This is a genomic window from Maritimibacter dapengensis (genome assembly GCF_019218265.1).
Classification (GTDB): domain Bacteria; phylum Pseudomonadota; class Alphaproteobacteria; order Rhodobacterales; family Rhodobacteraceae; genus Maritimibacter; species Maritimibacter dapengensis.
The window spans coordinates 1-15,986 of the sequence record NZ_JAHUZE010000010.1; the positions used below are offsets into that span (position 1 = coordinate 1).

Annotated in this window: 15 protein-coding genes; all 15 read left to right on the forward strand. The window is 57.5% G+C overall.

Going from position 1 to position 15,986, the window contains the following annotated elements; translation table 11 throughout:
* Nucleotides 1-113: 113 nt before the first annotated feature.
* The 15 genes from KJP28_RS19610 (at nucleotide 114) to KJP28_RS19680 (ending at nucleotide 15,937) form a co-directional block, all read left to right on the forward strand.
* The gene (locus tag KJP28_RS19610) at nucleotides 114-1,031 is read left to right on the forward strand and encodes a GlxA family transcriptional regulator (protein ID WP_071974189.1); all 918 of its coding nucleotides are present in this window, start codon (nucleotides 114-116) and stop codon (nucleotides 1,029-1,031) included.
* Nucleotides 1,032-1,065: 34 nt separating this feature from the next.
* The gene (locus tag KJP28_RS19615; RefSeq protein ID WP_218394102.1) at nucleotides 1,066-2,061 is read left to right on the forward strand and encodes a TRAP transporter substrate-binding protein; all 996 of its coding nucleotides are present in this window, start codon (nucleotides 1,066-1,068) and stop codon (nucleotides 2,059-2,061) included.
* Nucleotides 2,062-2,073: 12 nt separating this feature from the next.
* Nucleotides 2,074-2,559: a TRAP transporter small permease gene (locus tag KJP28_RS19620; protein ID WP_071974191.1), complete on the forward strand. Its 486-nt coding sequence runs from the start codon at nucleotides 2,074-2,076 to the stop codon at nucleotides 2,557-2,559.
* Nucleotides 2,560-2,562: 3 nt separating this feature from the next.
* Nucleotides 2,563-3,822, forward strand: a complete 1,260-nt coding sequence (locus KJP28_RS19625; RefSeq protein WP_071974192.1) for a TRAP transporter large permease — start codon at nucleotides 2,563-2,565, stop codon at nucleotides 3,820-3,822.
* 538 nt (nucleotides 3,823-4,360) lie between these two features.
* The gene (locus tag KJP28_RS19630) at nucleotides 4,361-5,143 is read left to right on the forward strand and encodes an enoyl-CoA hydratase/isomerase family protein (protein WP_071974193.1); all 783 of its coding nucleotides are present in this window, start codon (nucleotides 4,361-4,363) and stop codon (nucleotides 5,141-5,143) included.
* Nucleotides 5,144-5,156: 13 nt separating this feature from the next.
* Nucleotides 5,157-6,395 carry a thiolase family protein gene (locus KJP28_RS19635; protein ID WP_071974194.1) on the forward strand — a complete coding sequence of 413 codons (1,239 nt, stop codon included), beginning with the start codon at nucleotides 5,157-5,159 and terminating at the stop codon, nucleotides 6,393-6,395.
* Entirely contained in the window at nucleotides 6,287-7,546 is a 1,260-nt protein-coding gene (locus KJP28_RS19640) for an acyl-CoA dehydrogenase family protein (RefSeq protein ID WP_255552495.1), read from the forward strand. Before KJP28_RS19635 ends, KJP28_RS19640 begins: the two co-directional genes overlap by 109 nt.
* An 11-nt stretch (nucleotides 7,547-7,557) precedes the next feature.
* Nucleotides 7,558-8,328 (forward strand): SDR family NAD(P)-dependent oxidoreductase, encoded by a 771-nt coding sequence (locus KJP28_RS19645; RefSeq protein ID WP_071974195.1) that lies wholly within the window; start codon nucleotides 7,558-7,560, stop codon nucleotides 8,326-8,328.
* Nucleotides 8,329-8,337: 9 nt separating this feature from the next.
* A complete protein-coding gene (locus tag KJP28_RS19650) occupies nucleotides 8,338-9,456 on the forward strand; it encodes a CaiB/BaiF CoA transferase family protein (RefSeq protein ID WP_071974196.1) in 1,119 nt (372 codons plus the stop codon).
* Entirely contained in the window at nucleotides 9,453-10,334 is an 882-nt protein-coding gene (locus tag KJP28_RS19655; RefSeq protein WP_071974197.1) for a branched-chain amino acid ABC transporter permease, read from the forward strand. Before KJP28_RS19650 ends, KJP28_RS19655 begins: the two co-directional genes overlap by 4 nt.
* Nucleotides 10,335-10,338: 4 nt before the next feature.
* Entirely contained in the window at nucleotides 10,339-11,418 is a 1,080-nt protein-coding gene (locus tag KJP28_RS19660; RefSeq protein ID WP_071974198.1) for a branched-chain amino acid ABC transporter permease, read from the forward strand.
* On the forward strand, nucleotides 11,415-12,182 hold the full coding sequence (locus tag KJP28_RS19665; RefSeq protein WP_071974199.1) for an ABC transporter ATP-binding protein: 768 nt from the start codon (nucleotides 11,415-11,417) through the stop codon (nucleotides 12,180-12,182). The genes KJP28_RS19660 and KJP28_RS19665 overlap by 4 nt, the downstream gene beginning before the upstream one ends.
* Nucleotides 12,175-12,945: an ABC transporter ATP-binding protein gene (locus KJP28_RS19670; RefSeq protein WP_071974200.1), complete on the forward strand. Its 771-nt coding sequence runs from the start codon at nucleotides 12,175-12,177 to the stop codon at nucleotides 12,943-12,945. Before KJP28_RS19665 ends, KJP28_RS19670 begins: the two co-directional genes overlap by 8 nt.
* Nucleotides 12,936-14,756: an AMP-dependent synthetase/ligase gene (locus KJP28_RS19675; protein ID WP_071974201.1), complete on the forward strand. Its 1,821-nt coding sequence runs from the start codon at nucleotides 12,936-12,938 to the stop codon at nucleotides 14,754-14,756. Before KJP28_RS19670 ends, KJP28_RS19675 begins: the two co-directional genes overlap by 10 nt.
* Nucleotides 14,757-14,776: 20 nt before the next feature.
* On the forward strand, nucleotides 14,777-15,937 hold the full coding sequence (locus tag KJP28_RS19680; protein ID WP_071974202.1) for an ABC transporter substrate-binding protein: 1,161 nt from the start codon (nucleotides 14,777-14,779) through the stop codon (nucleotides 15,935-15,937).
* Nucleotides 15,938-15,986: the final 49 nt, after the last annotated feature.

The window sequence follows — 15,986 nt, forward strand, 5'->3', positions numbered from 1 at the left end:
GCGCCAAAGCTGTGTCAGCCACTGACGCAGCGCCCTGTGGATATATTGCAATTAAGGGTACAGAATCTGCCGAAAACGCTTCCAATCCGCAGAATCTGATTAATTAGGGTACAGTGACAGTGGCGTTGCAGGCGGGTGAGCTGGACACCTATTGGGGTTTGAAAACCCGGGCGGATCATGCACTCGAGGACATCCAGCAAGCGGATTACGTGATCCTGCCGACCTTCATTGCCCAGTGGAAACTGGGCCCCGATTGGGGGTTTGGCGTTACTGGCTTTGAAGAGATGACGAAATGGGTTCAACGACTATATGACGGTGGTGCCACCATATGCAGCATTTCGTCGGGGGGCATCCTGCTGGCCGAAATGGGGCTGCTTGATGGGCACGAGGTAACAACCCATTGGACAATGGCCGAGTCACTGAGCCAACTTTATCCGCAAATCCGGTTCTCCTTTGATCGGGCGGTTTATCGTGTTGGCGAGGACGAGCGGATCTGGGTCGCAGGCGGCGGCACCTGTTGGCAGGACCTGGTGATCCAGATCATCTCGCAAGAGGCCGGGCCGTTGGTCGCGGCCCAGACGGCGCGGGCCTATACGATATTCGGTCAACGCAGTGGGCAGCTTCCGTTTTCCGAATGGCAACCCAAGATCGACCATGGTGACAGCGCGATTACGCGAGCACAGATGTGGATCGACGAGCAATATGCCGCGCAGGATGTCCTGCCCGGCGCGATCGAGGCTTCGACCCTGGCGGACCGGACCTTCAAACGACGATTCAAGGCCGCAACCGGTCTGCCGCCAACGCATTACCTGCAGCGGGTGCGCGTGGAAGAAGCGCGCATGCTGCTGGAGACAACCAACATGAATGTCGAGGCGGTGGCCGTCCATGTTGGCTATTTCGACACCGCCTTTTTCAGGAACCTTTTCAAGAAATTCGTTGGTCTCAAACCCAGCGAATACCGGGAACGGTTCAGCCTGTTCAGCGAACGGTCCCAAGAGGCCGAAGATGAACTAGGCCGTGCTGTCGCGTGACAGGGCGGCAAACCAAAACAGGAAGGAAAAATCAATGAAACTTTTCACCAAAACGGCCGTTGCTGCGATGCTGAGCATGAGCCTTGCCGCAGCTGCCGACGCGGGCGCCCTGCGCCTGGGCACAGCCGCCCCCGAGGGGTCGCCCTGGGGCAAGTTCCTTGCAGGTTTTGCCCCAAAAACCGCGGAATTGTCGGGTGGCGAGCTGACCATCACGCCCTTTTGGAGCCAGGAGTTGGGTGACGAGCAGACCATGGTCCGTCAGGCAGCCCGGGGCCGGGTCGATATCGTGGCCGTGTCCAACACGGCGATATCGCTACTGGTACCCGAGTATTCCTTGATGTCGGCGCCCTACATCTTTGATAGCCCTGAACAGGCGGATTGCGTTTATGACAAACATATGCGCGACGCCTTCGGGGCGGAGCTTGATGCTGCGGGCATCGTTCCACTGGCGGACTTTGAGGTTGGCCAGCAGATCATCTTCTCCAAGTCGCTGATCAAGACCCCAGCCGATCTTGCCGGGACCAAGATCCGTACCGCGCCGACCATTCCGGATTCGGTGTTCATGGAAGAGGCTGGCGGGGTTGCCGTGCCGCTGGGCGGTGTTGACACGATGCCTGCGTTGAAGACCGGAAGCGTCACGGCAGTGACCTGGCCGACCGTCTTTGGCATTGCCGTGGGATACGCCCAGGAAGCGCCCTTCGTGACCACGACGAACCATGTCTACCAGGTGGGCCTTGTGGCTATGTCCAAGAAAACCGCCGCGGGGTTGAGCGAGCAGGAAATGGGCTGGGTCATTGAAGCGGCCACAGCGATGAACGGCCTGCGGGGCGCCATCCGCGGTGCGGAAGGTGCGCTGATCGGCAAGATCAAGGGGGCAGGTCTGACCGTGCATGATCCCGACGCCGACGAACTGGCCGCCTGGAAAGCCGTCGCCCCCGCTGCACAGGCACGTATCGTTTCGGAAATGGGTGGTAATGCCGCCGAAGTCTGGGACCGGGTTCAGGCCGCCAAGGCTGCCTGCACCAACTGATGGCTGGCAGTCTTGAAGCGCACGATTGACATACTGACCACAATCGAAGGGGCGATCGCCACGCTGGCCTATAGCTGCGTGGCGATCCTCCTGATGGGCGATGTCATCGGACGCGAGCTGTTCGGCATCTCGGTTTTGGGTATCAAGACCGTGGCGGTCTATGTCGCCATCGTGGCCGGGTTTTTGGGCCTCGTGTTGGCCACCCATCACAATGCCCATCTTCGGCCCGAGATATTCGATCACCTCATCACCGGCCGCCGGGGCGCGATGTTTGATCGGATCGGAGACCTGCTGTCAGGGTTGTTTTTCCTGTTCCTGGCAGGATACGCAATCTATTTCGTGGGCCAAACCCGCGCCGCGGGCGATCGGGCCGCCGTACTTTATTTCCTGCTGTGGCCGATCCAGTTGATCATTCCCTATGCATTCCTGTCATCGGCACTCAGGCATTTTGCCTTCTGTGTTTCACCCATTCTGAAATCCAAATCGCAGGACCGTTGATCCATGGATGTTGCTGGTCTTCTTGCCCTGGTCTTTACCTGCCTGTTCTTCCGGATGAACGCGGTTGTCCTGCTCTTGGCGTTGGTGGCCTATGTCCACCTGGTCTGGGGGGATGGACGGCTGGAATACCTGGTCGAGGACATGTGGATCAGCCTCGACAACGATCTCTTGCTGGCGATCCCGATGTTCCTGATTGCCGGGAACATCATGACACGCGGGTCAATCGCAAAACGTCTGATCCGGGTCACGATGCTGGCCACCGACCCGTTGCCCGGGGGCATGGGGGTGGCGACGGTGCTTTCCTGCGCTCTGTTCGCCGCAATCAGCGGGTCGTCGCCCGTCACTCTGCTGGCTGTTGGCGCAATCCTCTATCCGGCCCTGCGCGAGGCGGGTTATTCGAAACGGTTCTCCCTTGGAGCGATCACCTCGGGGGGAACCCTTGGGATCGTGATCCCGCCTTCAATCCCGCTGATTGTCTATGGGCTTGTCACGGAAAAAAGCGTTGCCGACCTGTTCATTGCGGGCATCGGACCGGGTATCCTGCTGACGGCGGTGCTGGCTGGGTACTCGTTCTGGGTCAATCGGCATCTGCCGTCGAAATCCTTTGATCTGCCGGCCTTTGTGATTGCCTTGAAAGAGGGCATCTGGTCGATGCTTTTGCCGGTGATCCTTCTGGGGGGGATCTATAGCGGATACTTCTCTCCGACCGAGGCGGCGGCTGTGGCGCTGGCTTATGGGCTCCTGGTCGAAGCCTTCATTCACCGCGAACTCAGCTTCGCGGATTTTCGCAAGACCACGCTGGATACGGCCGTGATGCTGGGCATGCTCTTTCCGATCATAGCAGTGGCGCTCAGCCTGAAGTCGGTGCTGACCATCGAACGCGTGCCACACGAGCTGGCTATGTGGATCACTTCGATCACCGAAAGCAAAATCGCCTTCCTGATTGCGGTGAACCTTCTGTTGCTTGTGATCGGGTGTTTCATCGACGTGATCTCGGCCATCCTGATCCTGGCGCCCCTGCTTCTGGTTCCGGCGATGAGCTATGGCATCGACCCGATCCATTTCGGGGTGATGATGGTCATCAACCTGGAAATCGGGTTCCTGACCCCGCCCATCGGGTTGAACCTCTTCGTTGCGACAACGGCCTTCCGCGAGAAGTTCTCGGAAATCTGCCTTTCGGTCTTGCCGTTCATGGCCCTGATCGTGACGGTGTTGATGATGGTTACGTTCATTCCGGGAATTTCGCTTTGGCTGCTTCGTTGAGGCCAAGTGTTTCGAGCGCCACGTAGCGACCAGATTGGCCTGTCTGAACTGTGTGGAGACCGAGTGTCAGCGACTGCTTTCGTCGATCTTCTCTAGATCGTCTTCAACGTCGGCATGGCTTCCTTCTGCAACGGTCAAAGTCGGTGTTGCAGGCTTCTGCAATGGCGACAATGGGGCTCTGAAGAGTGCAGTTCCGCCGAAGTCAGTGATGTCTTCATCGCTGAAAACGCAGGCCACGTGAAATGTGTCGCACGTGTGCCAACATGCAAAGTTGGTTCAGGACGGATTCAGCGGGTCGGGGATATGACCAGTGCCAAGGCTATGCGCCAATAGTTCGCGGTTCGCCCGCGGCACCATCACTAAAAAATCGGTCTTTCGAATCGGAAATCGTCAGGACTCCGAAGATCATTGGAGTCCGTAAAACACCATCGTCTTGTGGTGGAATCATCGTAACTCATTGGTTTTTTGAGGGAAATTTTTCTATTGATTTATATTACCGACTGGTAATTAATAAATAATCAAGACGGGGAGGACAGACGTGGCGTACGAAACAATCGCAGTGAATGAGATCAATGGTGTTGCCACGATCCGGCTGTCGCATGCTGAGCAGATGAATGCGTTGTCGTTCGATGTGATTGATGAGCTCGCTGATGCGCTAAGCTGGGTCGAGGGTAATGACGGGGTGCGATCCCTGGTCATTACTGGAACGGGTTCGGCATTTTGTGCCGGTGCGGATCTGAAAGAAGTACTCGATACCCTCGGGGTGCGCGGAAAACGCGATTTTCTTGATGCGATTGCGCAATTGTTCAAGCGCCTGCGTAATCTGCCGGTGCCCGTGGTTGGTGGGCTGAACGGGATCACGATGGCTGGCGGGTTGGAGCTGGCGATGTGCTGCGATGTGCTGATTGCCGGTGAAAGTGCCAGGATCGGCGACGCGCATTCGAATTTCGGAGTTTTTCCTGGTGCTGGTGGCGCTGCGGTTCTGCCCGAGCGCATCGGGCTGAACAACGCCAAGTATCTGCTCTTTTCTGGCGATGCGCTGCCGGCCCGCCGCCTGATGGAGATGGGTCTTGTGCAGGAAGTTGTCGCTGACGATACGCTGGACGATCGCGTGCAGGAGTTTGCAGAGAAGCTCGCTGCCAAAAGTCCGCTGGTACTGCGGCGGATGAAGTCGGTCGCCAATCAGTCGATGGAAATGTCGCAATCTGGTGCGCTGCAGCTCGAATTGGAAACGCTGCGCAATCATTTTCGGTCGGACGATATCAAGGAGGGCCTCGAGGCCTTCGCTGAAAAACGTAAACCGGTCTTCACCGGTCAATAAGGGAAAGAAATTTATGACCAAGACATATGTCATCGGCGTGGGCATGACCCGGATGGGCAAGCAGGCCGACAGCACTGTGAAATCCCTGACACAAGAGGCGGTTGATGCCGCGCTGAACGATGCAGGTGTTCAAAAGTCTGACCTGCAGGGTGCTTATTTTTCGAACGCCACCCAGAACCACATGGAAGGTCAGTTGATGGTTCCCGGTCAGGTTGCCCTGCGCGCCATGGGCATCGGAGGCATCCCGGTGGTCAACGTCGAGAATGCATGTGCCAGTGCAGCGACGGCGTTTTCATTGGCCAACCAGGCCCTGCGCGCCGGTGACAGCGACATTGTCTTGGCCGTTGGGGCCGAGAAGATGTTTTCGACTGACCGTGAGCGGATGTTCAGCGTCTTTGATGGGGCGTGGGACATTTCCGCAGTCGAGGCAACCAAGGCGCAGCTTCTAGCGCTGGGTGAAGGCGTTGAGGTGCCTGAAGGCAGTACATCGCCTAAACCTTACAGCGTCTTCATGGATGTCTATGCGGCATTCTGCCGGTTGCATATGAAGCATTTTGGTACGACGCAGACGCAGATTGCCGCTGTGGCGGCTAAGAACCACGGCCATTCGGTTCATAACGAAAAAGCGCAATACCGCGACCCTTATACAGTTGAACAGGTGCTGGCCGCTCCGCCGATCACCTATCCTCTGACTCTGCCCATGTGCGCTCCAATCTCGGATGGTGGCGCAGCTGCTGTTCTGGTGAGCGAAGAGGGGCTTAAACGTCTTGGTCTCTCTCGCCATCGAGCGATCGAGGTGAAAGCTTCGATCATCCGTACCGGGAGCGACCGGATGGCTGAAGATTTTACTAATCATATCACCGCCCGCGCGGCCCGCGATGCCTATGAGATTGCAGGTATTTCGCCTTCGGATGTGTCGGTGGCTGAGGTGCATGATGCTACCGCCATGGGCGAAATTATCCAGATTGAGAACCTTGGCCTGGTGGAGTTGGGCGAAGGCGGCCCGGCCTCGGAGCGAGGCGAAACCTGCATTGGGGGCCGCGTGCCCGTTAACCCTTCGGGCGGACTTGAAAGCAAGGGCCATCCGATCGGGGCGACAGGGTTAGGGCAAATTTACGAGTTGGTCAGCCAGTTGCGCGGCGAATGCGGCGCGCGACAGGTCGAAGGCGCCCAAGTGGCCGTGGCCGAGAATGGCGGCGGGCTTGTCGGGTTGGAAGAGGCCGTGGCGGCAATCACCGTGCTGGCACGCTAAGGGAGGGCAAGATTATGTACCGCAAAACAGAAGAACAACAGGCGGCCGTGGACGGGTTGCGCCGGTTTCTTGACGAGAAGCTTGAGCCGGAAATTCGTAAGTACGACGATCAGGTTATCCCGGATGAGAAATTCCGGGAATGGGCCGGGCAGCTTTCCGAGTTCGGGGTGCTGACCGCACCACATCCAGAAGAACATGGCGGTTACGGCATGGATTGGGTGACGCACCTGATGCTGTTCGAAGAGGTGGTCTATTCCTCGCTTGATCTGGCCGTGCCGCTGTTGATCAACGTTGTGGCTGCCGATCTGTTGATCCGCCTTGCGCCGCCGGAATTGTGCGAACGCTATGTGCCGGACCTGCTGTCAGGCAAGAAATTTGCCAGTGTCGGCATTTCGGAACCGGACGTGGGCTCGGACGTGGCCGCAGTGAAAACCAAGGCGGTTCGCGATGGCGATTATTACGTGATCTCGGGAGAGAAGACTTGGATTTCCAGCGGGCGCTTTGCCGACATCTTCATTTGCACCTGCCGCACTGAGGAAGGGCTCAGTCATATCCTGATTGACCGCGAGGAGCATGGGTTCGAGACTCGCGATATCAAGAAAATCGCGCTCAATGGTCAATCCACGGCGCAGGTCTTCCTCAACGATGTGCGGGTGCCGGTCGGTAACATCATTGGTGACGCCGGTCAGGCCTTGCGCCAGACGCTTGTGGTCTTTGAGCGTGCCCGTTGTCACATGGCTGTTTGGGGCTATGCCGTGGGCCGCCGCGCCAATGATGAGGCCATTAAGTATTCTCGGGAACGCAGCCAGCACGGCAAGCTGATCGCTGGGCACCAGCTGATTGCCGACAAGATCGCCACCAATGCCACCAAGATAGACGCTGCCCGCCTGTTGACCCTGCGGGCAGGGGCGATGATCGACGCGGGCGAGCGCTGTGACGCCGAATGCGCCATGGCCAAGTGGTATGGCACCGAAATCGCTATAACCGCCGCGCGTGATGCCTTGCAAATCCATGGCGGCAACGGCGTGACCAAGGACTTCATCATCGAACGCCTGGCTCGAGAATCGCTGATCGGGCCGATCCCGGATGGGACCACGGAAATCCAGAAACTCATTATTGCGCGGTCGCTGACCGGCATCTCGGCATTCTAAAGGATCACATCGTGCAGATTGAGGGAAAGACTATCATAATCACTGGCGGCGCCTCGGGCCTCGGAGCCGAGACTATGCGTTACATGCATGGGCGCGGGGCCAATGTCGTGGCCTGCGACTTGAATGCCGAGGAGGGCATTGCGCTCGTTGCGGAACTGGGTGAGCGGGCCATGTTTGCCAAGCTGGACGTGACCAGCGACGAAGAGGCGGCGGCAGTAATCGCACAAGTGGTTGCGAAATTCGGCACGGTGCACGTCTGCATCAACTGTGCGGGCGTCGCTGCGCCAAGCAAGATCATCGAACGCGATGGCAATGCCACCTCGCTTGATGCTTACCGCCGGACCATTGATATCAATCTTGTCGGCACCTTCAATATGCTGTCGAAATGCGCCGCGCAGATGGCCAAGAACGATCTCGAGAACGGAGAGGAACGCGGCGTTTTGATCAACGTTGCTTCCGGAGCTGCCTATGAGGGGCAGATCGGGCAGGCGGCCTATGCAAGTTCCAAGAACGGTGTCATCGGGCTGAACTTGCCTGCCGCGCGCGAGCTTGGCCGTTACGGCGTACGCGTCAATGCCATCGCGCCGGGACTGTTCGGCACGCCTATGGTCATGTCCTTTGACCAAAAGGTAATCGACAGCCTGATAGAGAGTTGCGAAGCGCCCAAACGGGTCGGGCGAATGGAGGAATTCGCTCATGCCTGCGCCTTCCTGATCGAAAATGCCTATATCAACGGCGAGACCCTGCGCGTGGACGCGGCTACCCGCCTGAAAGCGCGGTGAGGTAGGCGTATGCAACTTCGCAGTGGTCCACTAAAAGGTGTGCGTGTGGTCGAGATGGCCGGGCTTGGACCCGCTCCATTTTCTGCCATGCATCTTGCCGATCTCGGAGCCGAGGTGGTGCGAGTTGCACGCCCAGGGCAGAAGTATCCGTTCCCGATCAAGGAAAAGTTTAACATCTACGACCGCTCGCGCCGATCGGTGGTGCTGGATTTGCAGACAGATGATGGGCAGGCGGCCCTTTGGCAATTGTTGGAGCGGGCCGAAATTCTGATCGAGGGCTTTCGTCCCGGCGTTATGGAAAAGCTAGGATTTGGCCCGGACGAGGTGCTCGGGCGCAGTCCCGCACTGGTCTACGGTCGGATGACTGGCTGGGGACAGACCGGCCCGCTGGCGCAGGCAGCAGGACATGATTTGAATTATGCCGCCCTGTCGGGGGCTATCTGGTCGGTGGGCGATGCAGACGCACCCCCAACGGTACCGCTGAACGTCGTCGGCGATTTGGCCGGTGGGGCAATGATGCTGAGCGTTGGAGTCTTGGCCGCCCTGACACATGCACGTGCGACCGGGCAAGGACAGGTCGTCGACACCGCGATGACCGACGGATCGGCGCTGATGATGGCGATGCAGTATGGGTTCTTGTCCGCCGGTTTCTGGAACGACAATGAACGGGGCTCGAACTTCCTGAATGGAGGTATGGCCTGGTACGGCTGCTATGAAACCTTGGACCGACAGTATGTCGCGCTGGGCTGCCTCGAACCGCAATTCTATGCCGAATTCCTTGAGCGCATGGGCCTCACAAATGATCCGGTGTTCAAAGATCAGTATACCTCTACAACGCAGACTTTGAAAAAGGAACGCTTGACTGAAGTCTTCGCCAGCAAGACCCGCGATGAATGGTGCGCCATATTGGAAGGAACCGATGCCTGTTTTGCCCCGGTTCTCTCGATGTCTGAAGCACCTGATCACCCACAAAACAAGGCGCGCTGCACATTCGTCGATGTTGACGGCGTTATCCAGCCCGCTCCTGCTCCGAGGTTTTCCAGAACCCCAGCTGCGCCCCCGACTGCCGCCGGCGCGCGAGAGATGACCGTTACCGAAATATTGTCCTATTGGAGTGTTGCCTCATGACCGGCCTCAACTTCGCGGATGTCATGCAGCTTGCCATTATTGGCTTGGCGCAGGGCAGTCTTTACAGCCTTATCGCGATCGGCCTTGTGCTGATCTACAAGGCCACAGAACAAATCAACTTTGCCCAAAGCGAGTTCATGATGCTCGGGGCCTTTTTCGGGTTCCAGTTTATCGTGCTCTGGGGAATGCCATTCTGGCTTGGCTTTCTTCTGGCCATCGCCGTGCTAGGGGGCATCGGATATACTTATGACGCGCTGGTGATCCGACGGATGACCGGACAGCCGGTCTTTGTCGTCTTTATCCTGACGCTGGCCACCGGCATCGTGCTGCGCGCGCTGGCGGGGATGTTTTGGGGGTTCGACAGTTTCTCACTGCCCTCGATGATGCCCGGTACAATTGACCTTACGGGTGTGATCATCGGCTGGGATCACGTGATTGCCATCCTGGCTGCAGCGCTCTTGTCACTGGCTCTCTTCCTCTTTTTCCGCTTCTCGCGGGTCGGCATTGCGATGCAGGCATTGTCGCTCAACCAACTGGCTGCCTTTTATATGGGTATGCCGGTCAAGCGGCTGACCTCTTCAATATGGGCTCTAGCCGCAATGTTCGGCGCGCTGGCCGGGCTTCTTCTCGGTCCGATTGCGCTGGTGTCCACGCAGATAGGATTCATCGGATTCAAGGCCTTTGCAGGGGCCATCGTCGGTGGGTTCGGGTCGATCCCAGGCGCAGTGCTTGGCTGCTTGCTTATTGGTTTTGCCGAGCCATTCTTCGACACCGCCTTCCCGACGCTCAAGGGCGTTGGGGCCTATGTGATCATGTTCGCAGTGCTGCTGGTTCGTCCGCAAGGGTTGCTTTCCCAGATGCACCAAAAAAAGGTCTGATCCGATGCGTATTACCTTCCGAAAATCCTATGAACAGGACATCCGACTTTTTCGCGACGGTGCACAGGCTGCTTGGTACCTGGGTTTCCTTGCGGTGGCGCTGCTGATGCCGCTCTTGGTCGATGGCTACTATCTGGACGAACTCAGTTTCGTTTACATTTACGCCATTGCTGGTCTGGGCCTGATGATCCTTACCGGCTTCTCGGGACAAGTCAGTTTCGGCCACGCGGCCTTTGTCGCTATCGGGGCCTATGCCCATACAATCATGATGACACGTTACGGTGTGCCATGGCTCTTGTCAGTGCCCTTGGCCGCGCTGATCTCCGGCATTGCAGGGCTAGCGCTGGGTCGGATCTGCTCCAAGATGCATGGACTTTATCTTGCCATTGCGACCCTGGCCTTTGCGCTCATCATCGAGCGCCTGATCGGGTCAGGAGGGGATTTCACCGGTGGTCACGGCGGTATGCCCGTTCCAGAAATCACCATCTTTGGCGTCGAGCTGTTCGAGAGCTGGCAGAAGTATTTCGTCAATCTCGGAGTGTTCGTAGGTGTGCTCTTGTTGGTGCGAAACCTCACCCGCTCGCGTAGCGGTCGGGCGATGATTGCGATCCGCGATAGCGAAGTTTCGGCTCGGGGTCTTGGTGTCGATATTGCCTTCTTCAAGGCCTATGCCTTCTTCCTTTCTGCCGCACTGGCCGGTCTGGCGGGCACGCTTTTGGCCCATGCCTTTTTCTTTCTCAGCCCGGAGAGTTTCGGAATGGGGGAATCGATCCGGCTCTTGCTGATGATCGTCGTGGGTGGCCTTGGCACCATTCATGGAGCCGTCTTTGGCGCGTTCTTCATCATGCTGCTCCCAACGGTTCTGAGCTGGATAAAGGTGCTGCTGCCCGCGGGCGTAGCTGCGTCCAGCGGGCTTGATAGCCTTGCCTTTGGCCTAATCCTGGTGGTGTTCATGCTGTTCGAACCAGACGGGCTTTATGGTCGTTGGCTCAAGATCCACCACTATTTCAACATCTTCCCGATGTACAAGCGACGCAGCTTCCAGCGTCAGAAAACCTTCCTCAAAACGGAGCGTCTGAGATGAGCTGGCTGGAAGTTGAAAACCTTACCCTAACCTTTGGCGGTTTGAAGGCGGTGGACAACCTGTCCTTTTCGGTCGAGCCGGATACGGTCTATACCATCATTGGTCCGAATGGTGCGGGCAAGAGCACGGTGTTCAACTTGATCTGCCGGATCTACGACCCGGTAGCGGGCGATGTTCGGCTGGGTGGTGAAAGCCTGCTCTCGGCCAAGCCGCACCAGATCGTGCGCCGCGGCATTGCTCGGACCTTCCAAAATATCGAGCTGTTCGAACATGCAACAATGCTCGAAAACCTGCTGATTGGTCGCCACAGCCGGGATGGTTTCAAACCTCTGCGCGAGCTCTTTTTTGCCGGTGGGCAGTTGGAGCAGGAACTGGCGCATCGCCGCAAGGCCGAGGAAGTGATTGAGTTCCTTGATCTTCAGGCACATCGCCACGCTCGCGTGTCTGATCTGCCGTATGGAATCCGCAAAAAGATCGAGATTGCTCGCGCTTTGGTCGCCGGACCCGAGCTGTTGTTGCTGGATGAACCGTCCAGTGGTCTGACCACCGAGGAAACCGCCGACATCGCCTTCTGGATCGAGGATATCAAAGCAGACCTCGGCATTACCGTGGTGATGATCGAGCACGACATGAAGTTGGTGAACAAAGTGTCCGATAAGGTGCTTGCTATCGCCGAGGGGCGGTTTCTGGCGGAAGGCACGGCCGCCGAGGTTCAGGACAATCAGGATGTTCAACACGCCTATCTGGGGACCGGCCATGACTGATCTATTAAAACTGGAAAACGTTGAAACATTCTATGGCAGGGTCATGGCGATCCGCGGGGTAAGCCTGTCCGTGCTTGAGGGCAAAATCGTGTCGATCATGGGCTCAAACGGCGCGGGCAAGACCACGATCCTGAAAACCATCTCGGGCGCCTTGGACCCCTTCAAAGGATCGATCAAGCTCGATGGGAACGAGATTTCCTCGCAAGACCCTGACGTGGTCGCCCGAATGGGCGTGGCCCATGTACCCGAGGGGCGCGAGGTGTTCTCGCTCTTGTCTGTGCGCGACAACCTGATGCTGGGGGCATATTGCCGCCGGGATAGGGGAGCGGTGCAACAGGATTTCGAAAAGGTGCTGGGTTGGTTCCCGGACCTGCGCAGCTTTATCGACAAACAGGCGGCCTATCTGTCCGGCGGCCAGCAGCAGATGCTGGCGCTTGGCCGCGCCTTCATGCAGAAGCCACGCCTTATGCTGCTGGACGAACCTTCCCTCGGCCTCTCCCCGCGTCTGATCGGCGAGATTTTCGACATCATCAAACACATCAATCGCGAGGAAGGCGTGACTATGCTTTTGGTAGAACAGAACGCCGCCGTGGCGCTGGAAACCTGCGACTTCGGCTACGTGATGGAGACCGGGCGCATCGTCATGGAAGGCGACCGCGATCGCCTATTGGCCAGCGAAAACATCCAAGAGTTCTACCTCGGCGTGAAGGACGAAGGCGTGCGCGAAGAACGTCGCTGGAAAGGGAAAAAGACATGGCGCTAGAAACTGTGAACTGGAACCCGCCCACCGTTTTAATCGACGGCTGCGACACCTTCGCCAAGCTGTTTCGCCAGAATTGCCTCGCGCGAGGCAATACCATTGCCATGCGCGAAAAAGAGCTTGGTATCTGGCGAGCCTATAGCTGGGCAGATTATTACGACCGCGCCCGGCAGGTTGGAGTGGCGCTCTTGTCCCTGGGGATGAAAACCGGCGATGTCGCCGCGATCATCAGTGAAGACAACAAGGAATGGGTGTTCACCGACCTGGGAACTCAGGGTATTCGGTGCGTCTGTCACGGACTTTACCCGACATTGCAGTCACGCCAGATGGCGTTTCAACTCAACGATAGCCAGGCCAAGGTTCTGTTTGTCGAGGATGAGGAGCAGCTTGATAAGTTCCTCGAACAAGAAACAAAGCTGCCCTACCTGAAACATGTGGTGGTCTACGACATGGAAGGGTTACGCCGTTTTTCGCACCCCAAGGTCATGTCATGGGAGGCATTTCTGGCGCTGGGCGATGAGGACCGTGCCAGGTTGGAGGTCGAATGGGACAAGCGCATCGACGCGGGTCTGCCCGAAGATCTCGCGATCCTGATCTATACCTCGGGCACCACCGGCAACCCCAAGGGGGCACAGGTGTCGAACCGATATATCTTGTCACAGGCCGACAATTCGCCGGACCTGCCCTTTGGTCCGGGGGACGAGTTCCTGACCTTTCTACCGTTATGCCATGCGGCGGAGCGGATTATCTCGGTGGCGATCCCGATCCGCTATGGTTCGGTCATTAACTTTGCCGAAAGCGGCGAGACTTTTGCAAAGGATATTCAAGAGGTTGCTCCCACGGCCATCTTCGCCGTGCCACGCGTATGGGAGAAGTTTTATTCCCGCATCAATTTCATCATGCAGGAAGGCACGCCTTTGGGTCGAAAGGCCTATAACTTGGCACTGCGCTTGAATGAAAAGGTGCAGGCTGGCGGTGGCTCTTTCCTCACGCGAATGGCGGCAAAACTCACAGACTATGCCGTGCTGCGCAATATCCGCATTGAACTGGGTATCAACCGGACCCACACCATCCTGTCCGGCGCGGCGCCGATCTCACCCAACCTATTGAATTGGTTCCAGACGCTTGGGGTCAGCGTGCAAGAAGCTTACGGCCAGACCGAGACCGGGATCATCACCGCTACGGTGCCAGGACAATCCCCCATCGGATCGGTTGGGCGAGCCTTCCGCGGCGTGGAGTTAAAAATCGCTGAGGATGGTGAAATACTTGTCCGCGCGCGCAGCAACTTCTCGGGCTATCACAACGCGCCTGAAAAAACCGATGAAACCGTTCTTGATGGCTGGGTCTATACCGGTGACATCGGCAAGCTGGATCAGAATGGCGATCTGTTCATTCTTGACCGGAAAAAGGACATCATCATCACAGCGGGCGGTAAGAACATCACGCCGTCATTGATGGAAAACGAGCTAAAATTCTCGCCGTATATCTCCGACGCTGTTGTCATAGGAGACAAGCGCAAGTTCCTGACAGCGCTGATCATGATCGACCAGGAAAATGTCGAGAAATACGCCCAGGAACAGCGCATCCCCTTTAGCGATTACAAATCGCTATGCCGCAACCCGGCTATCGAAGAACTGATCGATAAGGAAATCGCATCCGTCAACAAAGGCTTTGCGTCCGTCGAACAGGTTAAGAAATTTCGCCTGATAGACATCCTTCTGACAGCAGATGACGAGGAACTGACACCAACCATGAAGCTCAAGAGAAAGGTCGTGGAGGAGAAGTACGGCGATCTGATCGCGAGCATGTACTGAATCAACCAACGGAGGAGAACATGAAACAACTTATCGCAGCATTGAGTGCCGCTGCCCTTCTGGGCACACCGGCACTGGCGGAAACCCAAGGGGTGAGCGCCGACAGTATCAAACTGGGATCGTATACCGACCTTTCCGGGCCACTGGCCGTTTGGGGCGTGCCCAGTGCCAATGGTATGCGCATGCGTATCGATGAAGCCAACGCAGCGGGCGGTGTGCATGGCCGCAAGATCGAGATTGTCATCGAGGACATGCAATACCAAGTGCCGCGCGCGGTGCAGGCAGCAAACAAGCTGATCCGCCGGGACAAGGTTTTTGCAATCATCGGTGCCCTTGGCACTCCGCAAAACCTTGCCGTGATGCCAACTCAGTTCAACGCCGGGGTGCCAAACATGTACCCATTGACCGCCTCAAAGGTCATGACCGATCCGGTGAACCCAATGGTCTATAGCTTTTTCCGCAGCTATTATGAGCAGTTCAGGGCTGCGGCCGCCTATTTCTACGAAAATGGCGGTTATTCCACGCCTTGCGTTGCGCAAATCGCCAATGAAGCGGGCGAGGAGATGACCCACGGGGTCGAGGATCAACTGGCCGAATATGGGATGAAGATCGTCGCCAAAACGGAACATTCCGCCACCGAGACCGACCTGACCTCGTCGGTGACCACACTGAAGAACGCAGGCTGTGACATCGTCTTCCTGTCCACCTCGGTGCGGGACACGATCATCACCGTGGCCACCGCCAAGAAACTGGGCTTCGAGCCCATCTTCGTGACCGGAATGGTGCCCTACATGGATGCCGTGGCTGGGGCTGCCGGTGGCGCTATGCAGAACCTGTACCTTGTCGCGCCCTTCGTCTATGAGTCCGCCGCTAATGCCGAAGGTGAAGCCAAGCGGATTCTCAAAGCCTATGAAGCCACTCACGGCAAGGCAATGGAACCGCAGGCGCAGCTTGGCTACATCTTTGCCGATCTGACAATTAAGGCGCTGCAAGAGGCAGGCAAAGACCTGACCACCGAAAACTTCCTTGCGGCCACCGAGGCGATAGAAGGCTATGTAGACCCGATCGGCGGTCAACCGGTCAGCTTCTCGGCCGATGACCACCAGGGCTCGGATACCTTTATCATGGCCAAGGTCAACAACAGCGCCTGGGAAGTTGTGGCGCGCGGGCTCGACTACTGATCCCACTCCCTTTCGGGGGCCTCTGCCAATCGGTGTGAGGCCCCCGGCA

Excerpts from the sequence above, each read along its gene's own strand:
- KJP28_RS19625 (WP_071974192.1), top strand. The coding sequence starts at position 2,563 with ATGGATGTTGCTGGTCTTCTTGCCCTGGTCTTTACCTGCCTGTTCTTC.
- KJP28_RS19660 (WP_071974198.1), top strand. The coding sequence starts at position 10,339 with ATGCGTATTACCTTCCGAAAATCCTATGAACAGGACATCCGACTTTTT.
- KJP28_RS19635 (WP_071974194.1), top strand. The coding sequence starts at position 5,157 with ATGACCAAGACATATGTCATCGGCGTGGGCATGACCCGGATGGGCAAG.
- KJP28_RS19640 (WP_255552495.1), top strand. The coding sequence starts at position 6,287 with ATGCGGCGCGCGACAGGTCGAAGGCGCCCAAGTGGCCGTGGCCGAGAA.
- KJP28_RS19665 (WP_071974199.1), top strand. The coding sequence starts at position 11,415 with ATGAGCTGGCTGGAAGTTGAAAACCTTACCCTAACCTTTGGCGGTTTG.
- KJP28_RS19655 (WP_071974197.1), top strand. The coding sequence starts at position 9,453 with ATGACCGGCCTCAACTTCGCGGATGTCATGCAGCTTGCCATTATTGGC.
- KJP28_RS19680 (WP_071974202.1), top strand. The coding sequence starts at position 14,777 with ATGAAACAACTTATCGCAGCATTGAGTGCCGCTGCCCTTCTGGGCACA.
- KJP28_RS19650 (WP_071974196.1), top strand. The coding sequence starts at position 8,338 with ATGCAACTTCGCAGTGGTCCACTAAAAGGTGTGCGTGTGGTCGAGATG.
- KJP28_RS19615 (WP_218394102.1), top strand. The coding sequence starts at position 1,066 with ATGAAACTTTTCACCAAAACGGCCGTTGCTGCGATGCTGAGCATGAGC.
- KJP28_RS19675 (WP_071974201.1), top strand. The coding sequence starts at position 12,936 with ATGGCGCTAGAAACTGTGAACTGGAACCCGCCCACCGTTTTAATCGAC.
- KJP28_RS19670 (WP_071974200.1), top strand. The coding sequence starts at position 12,175 with ATGACTGATCTATTAAAACTGGAAAACGTTGAAACATTCTATGGCAGG.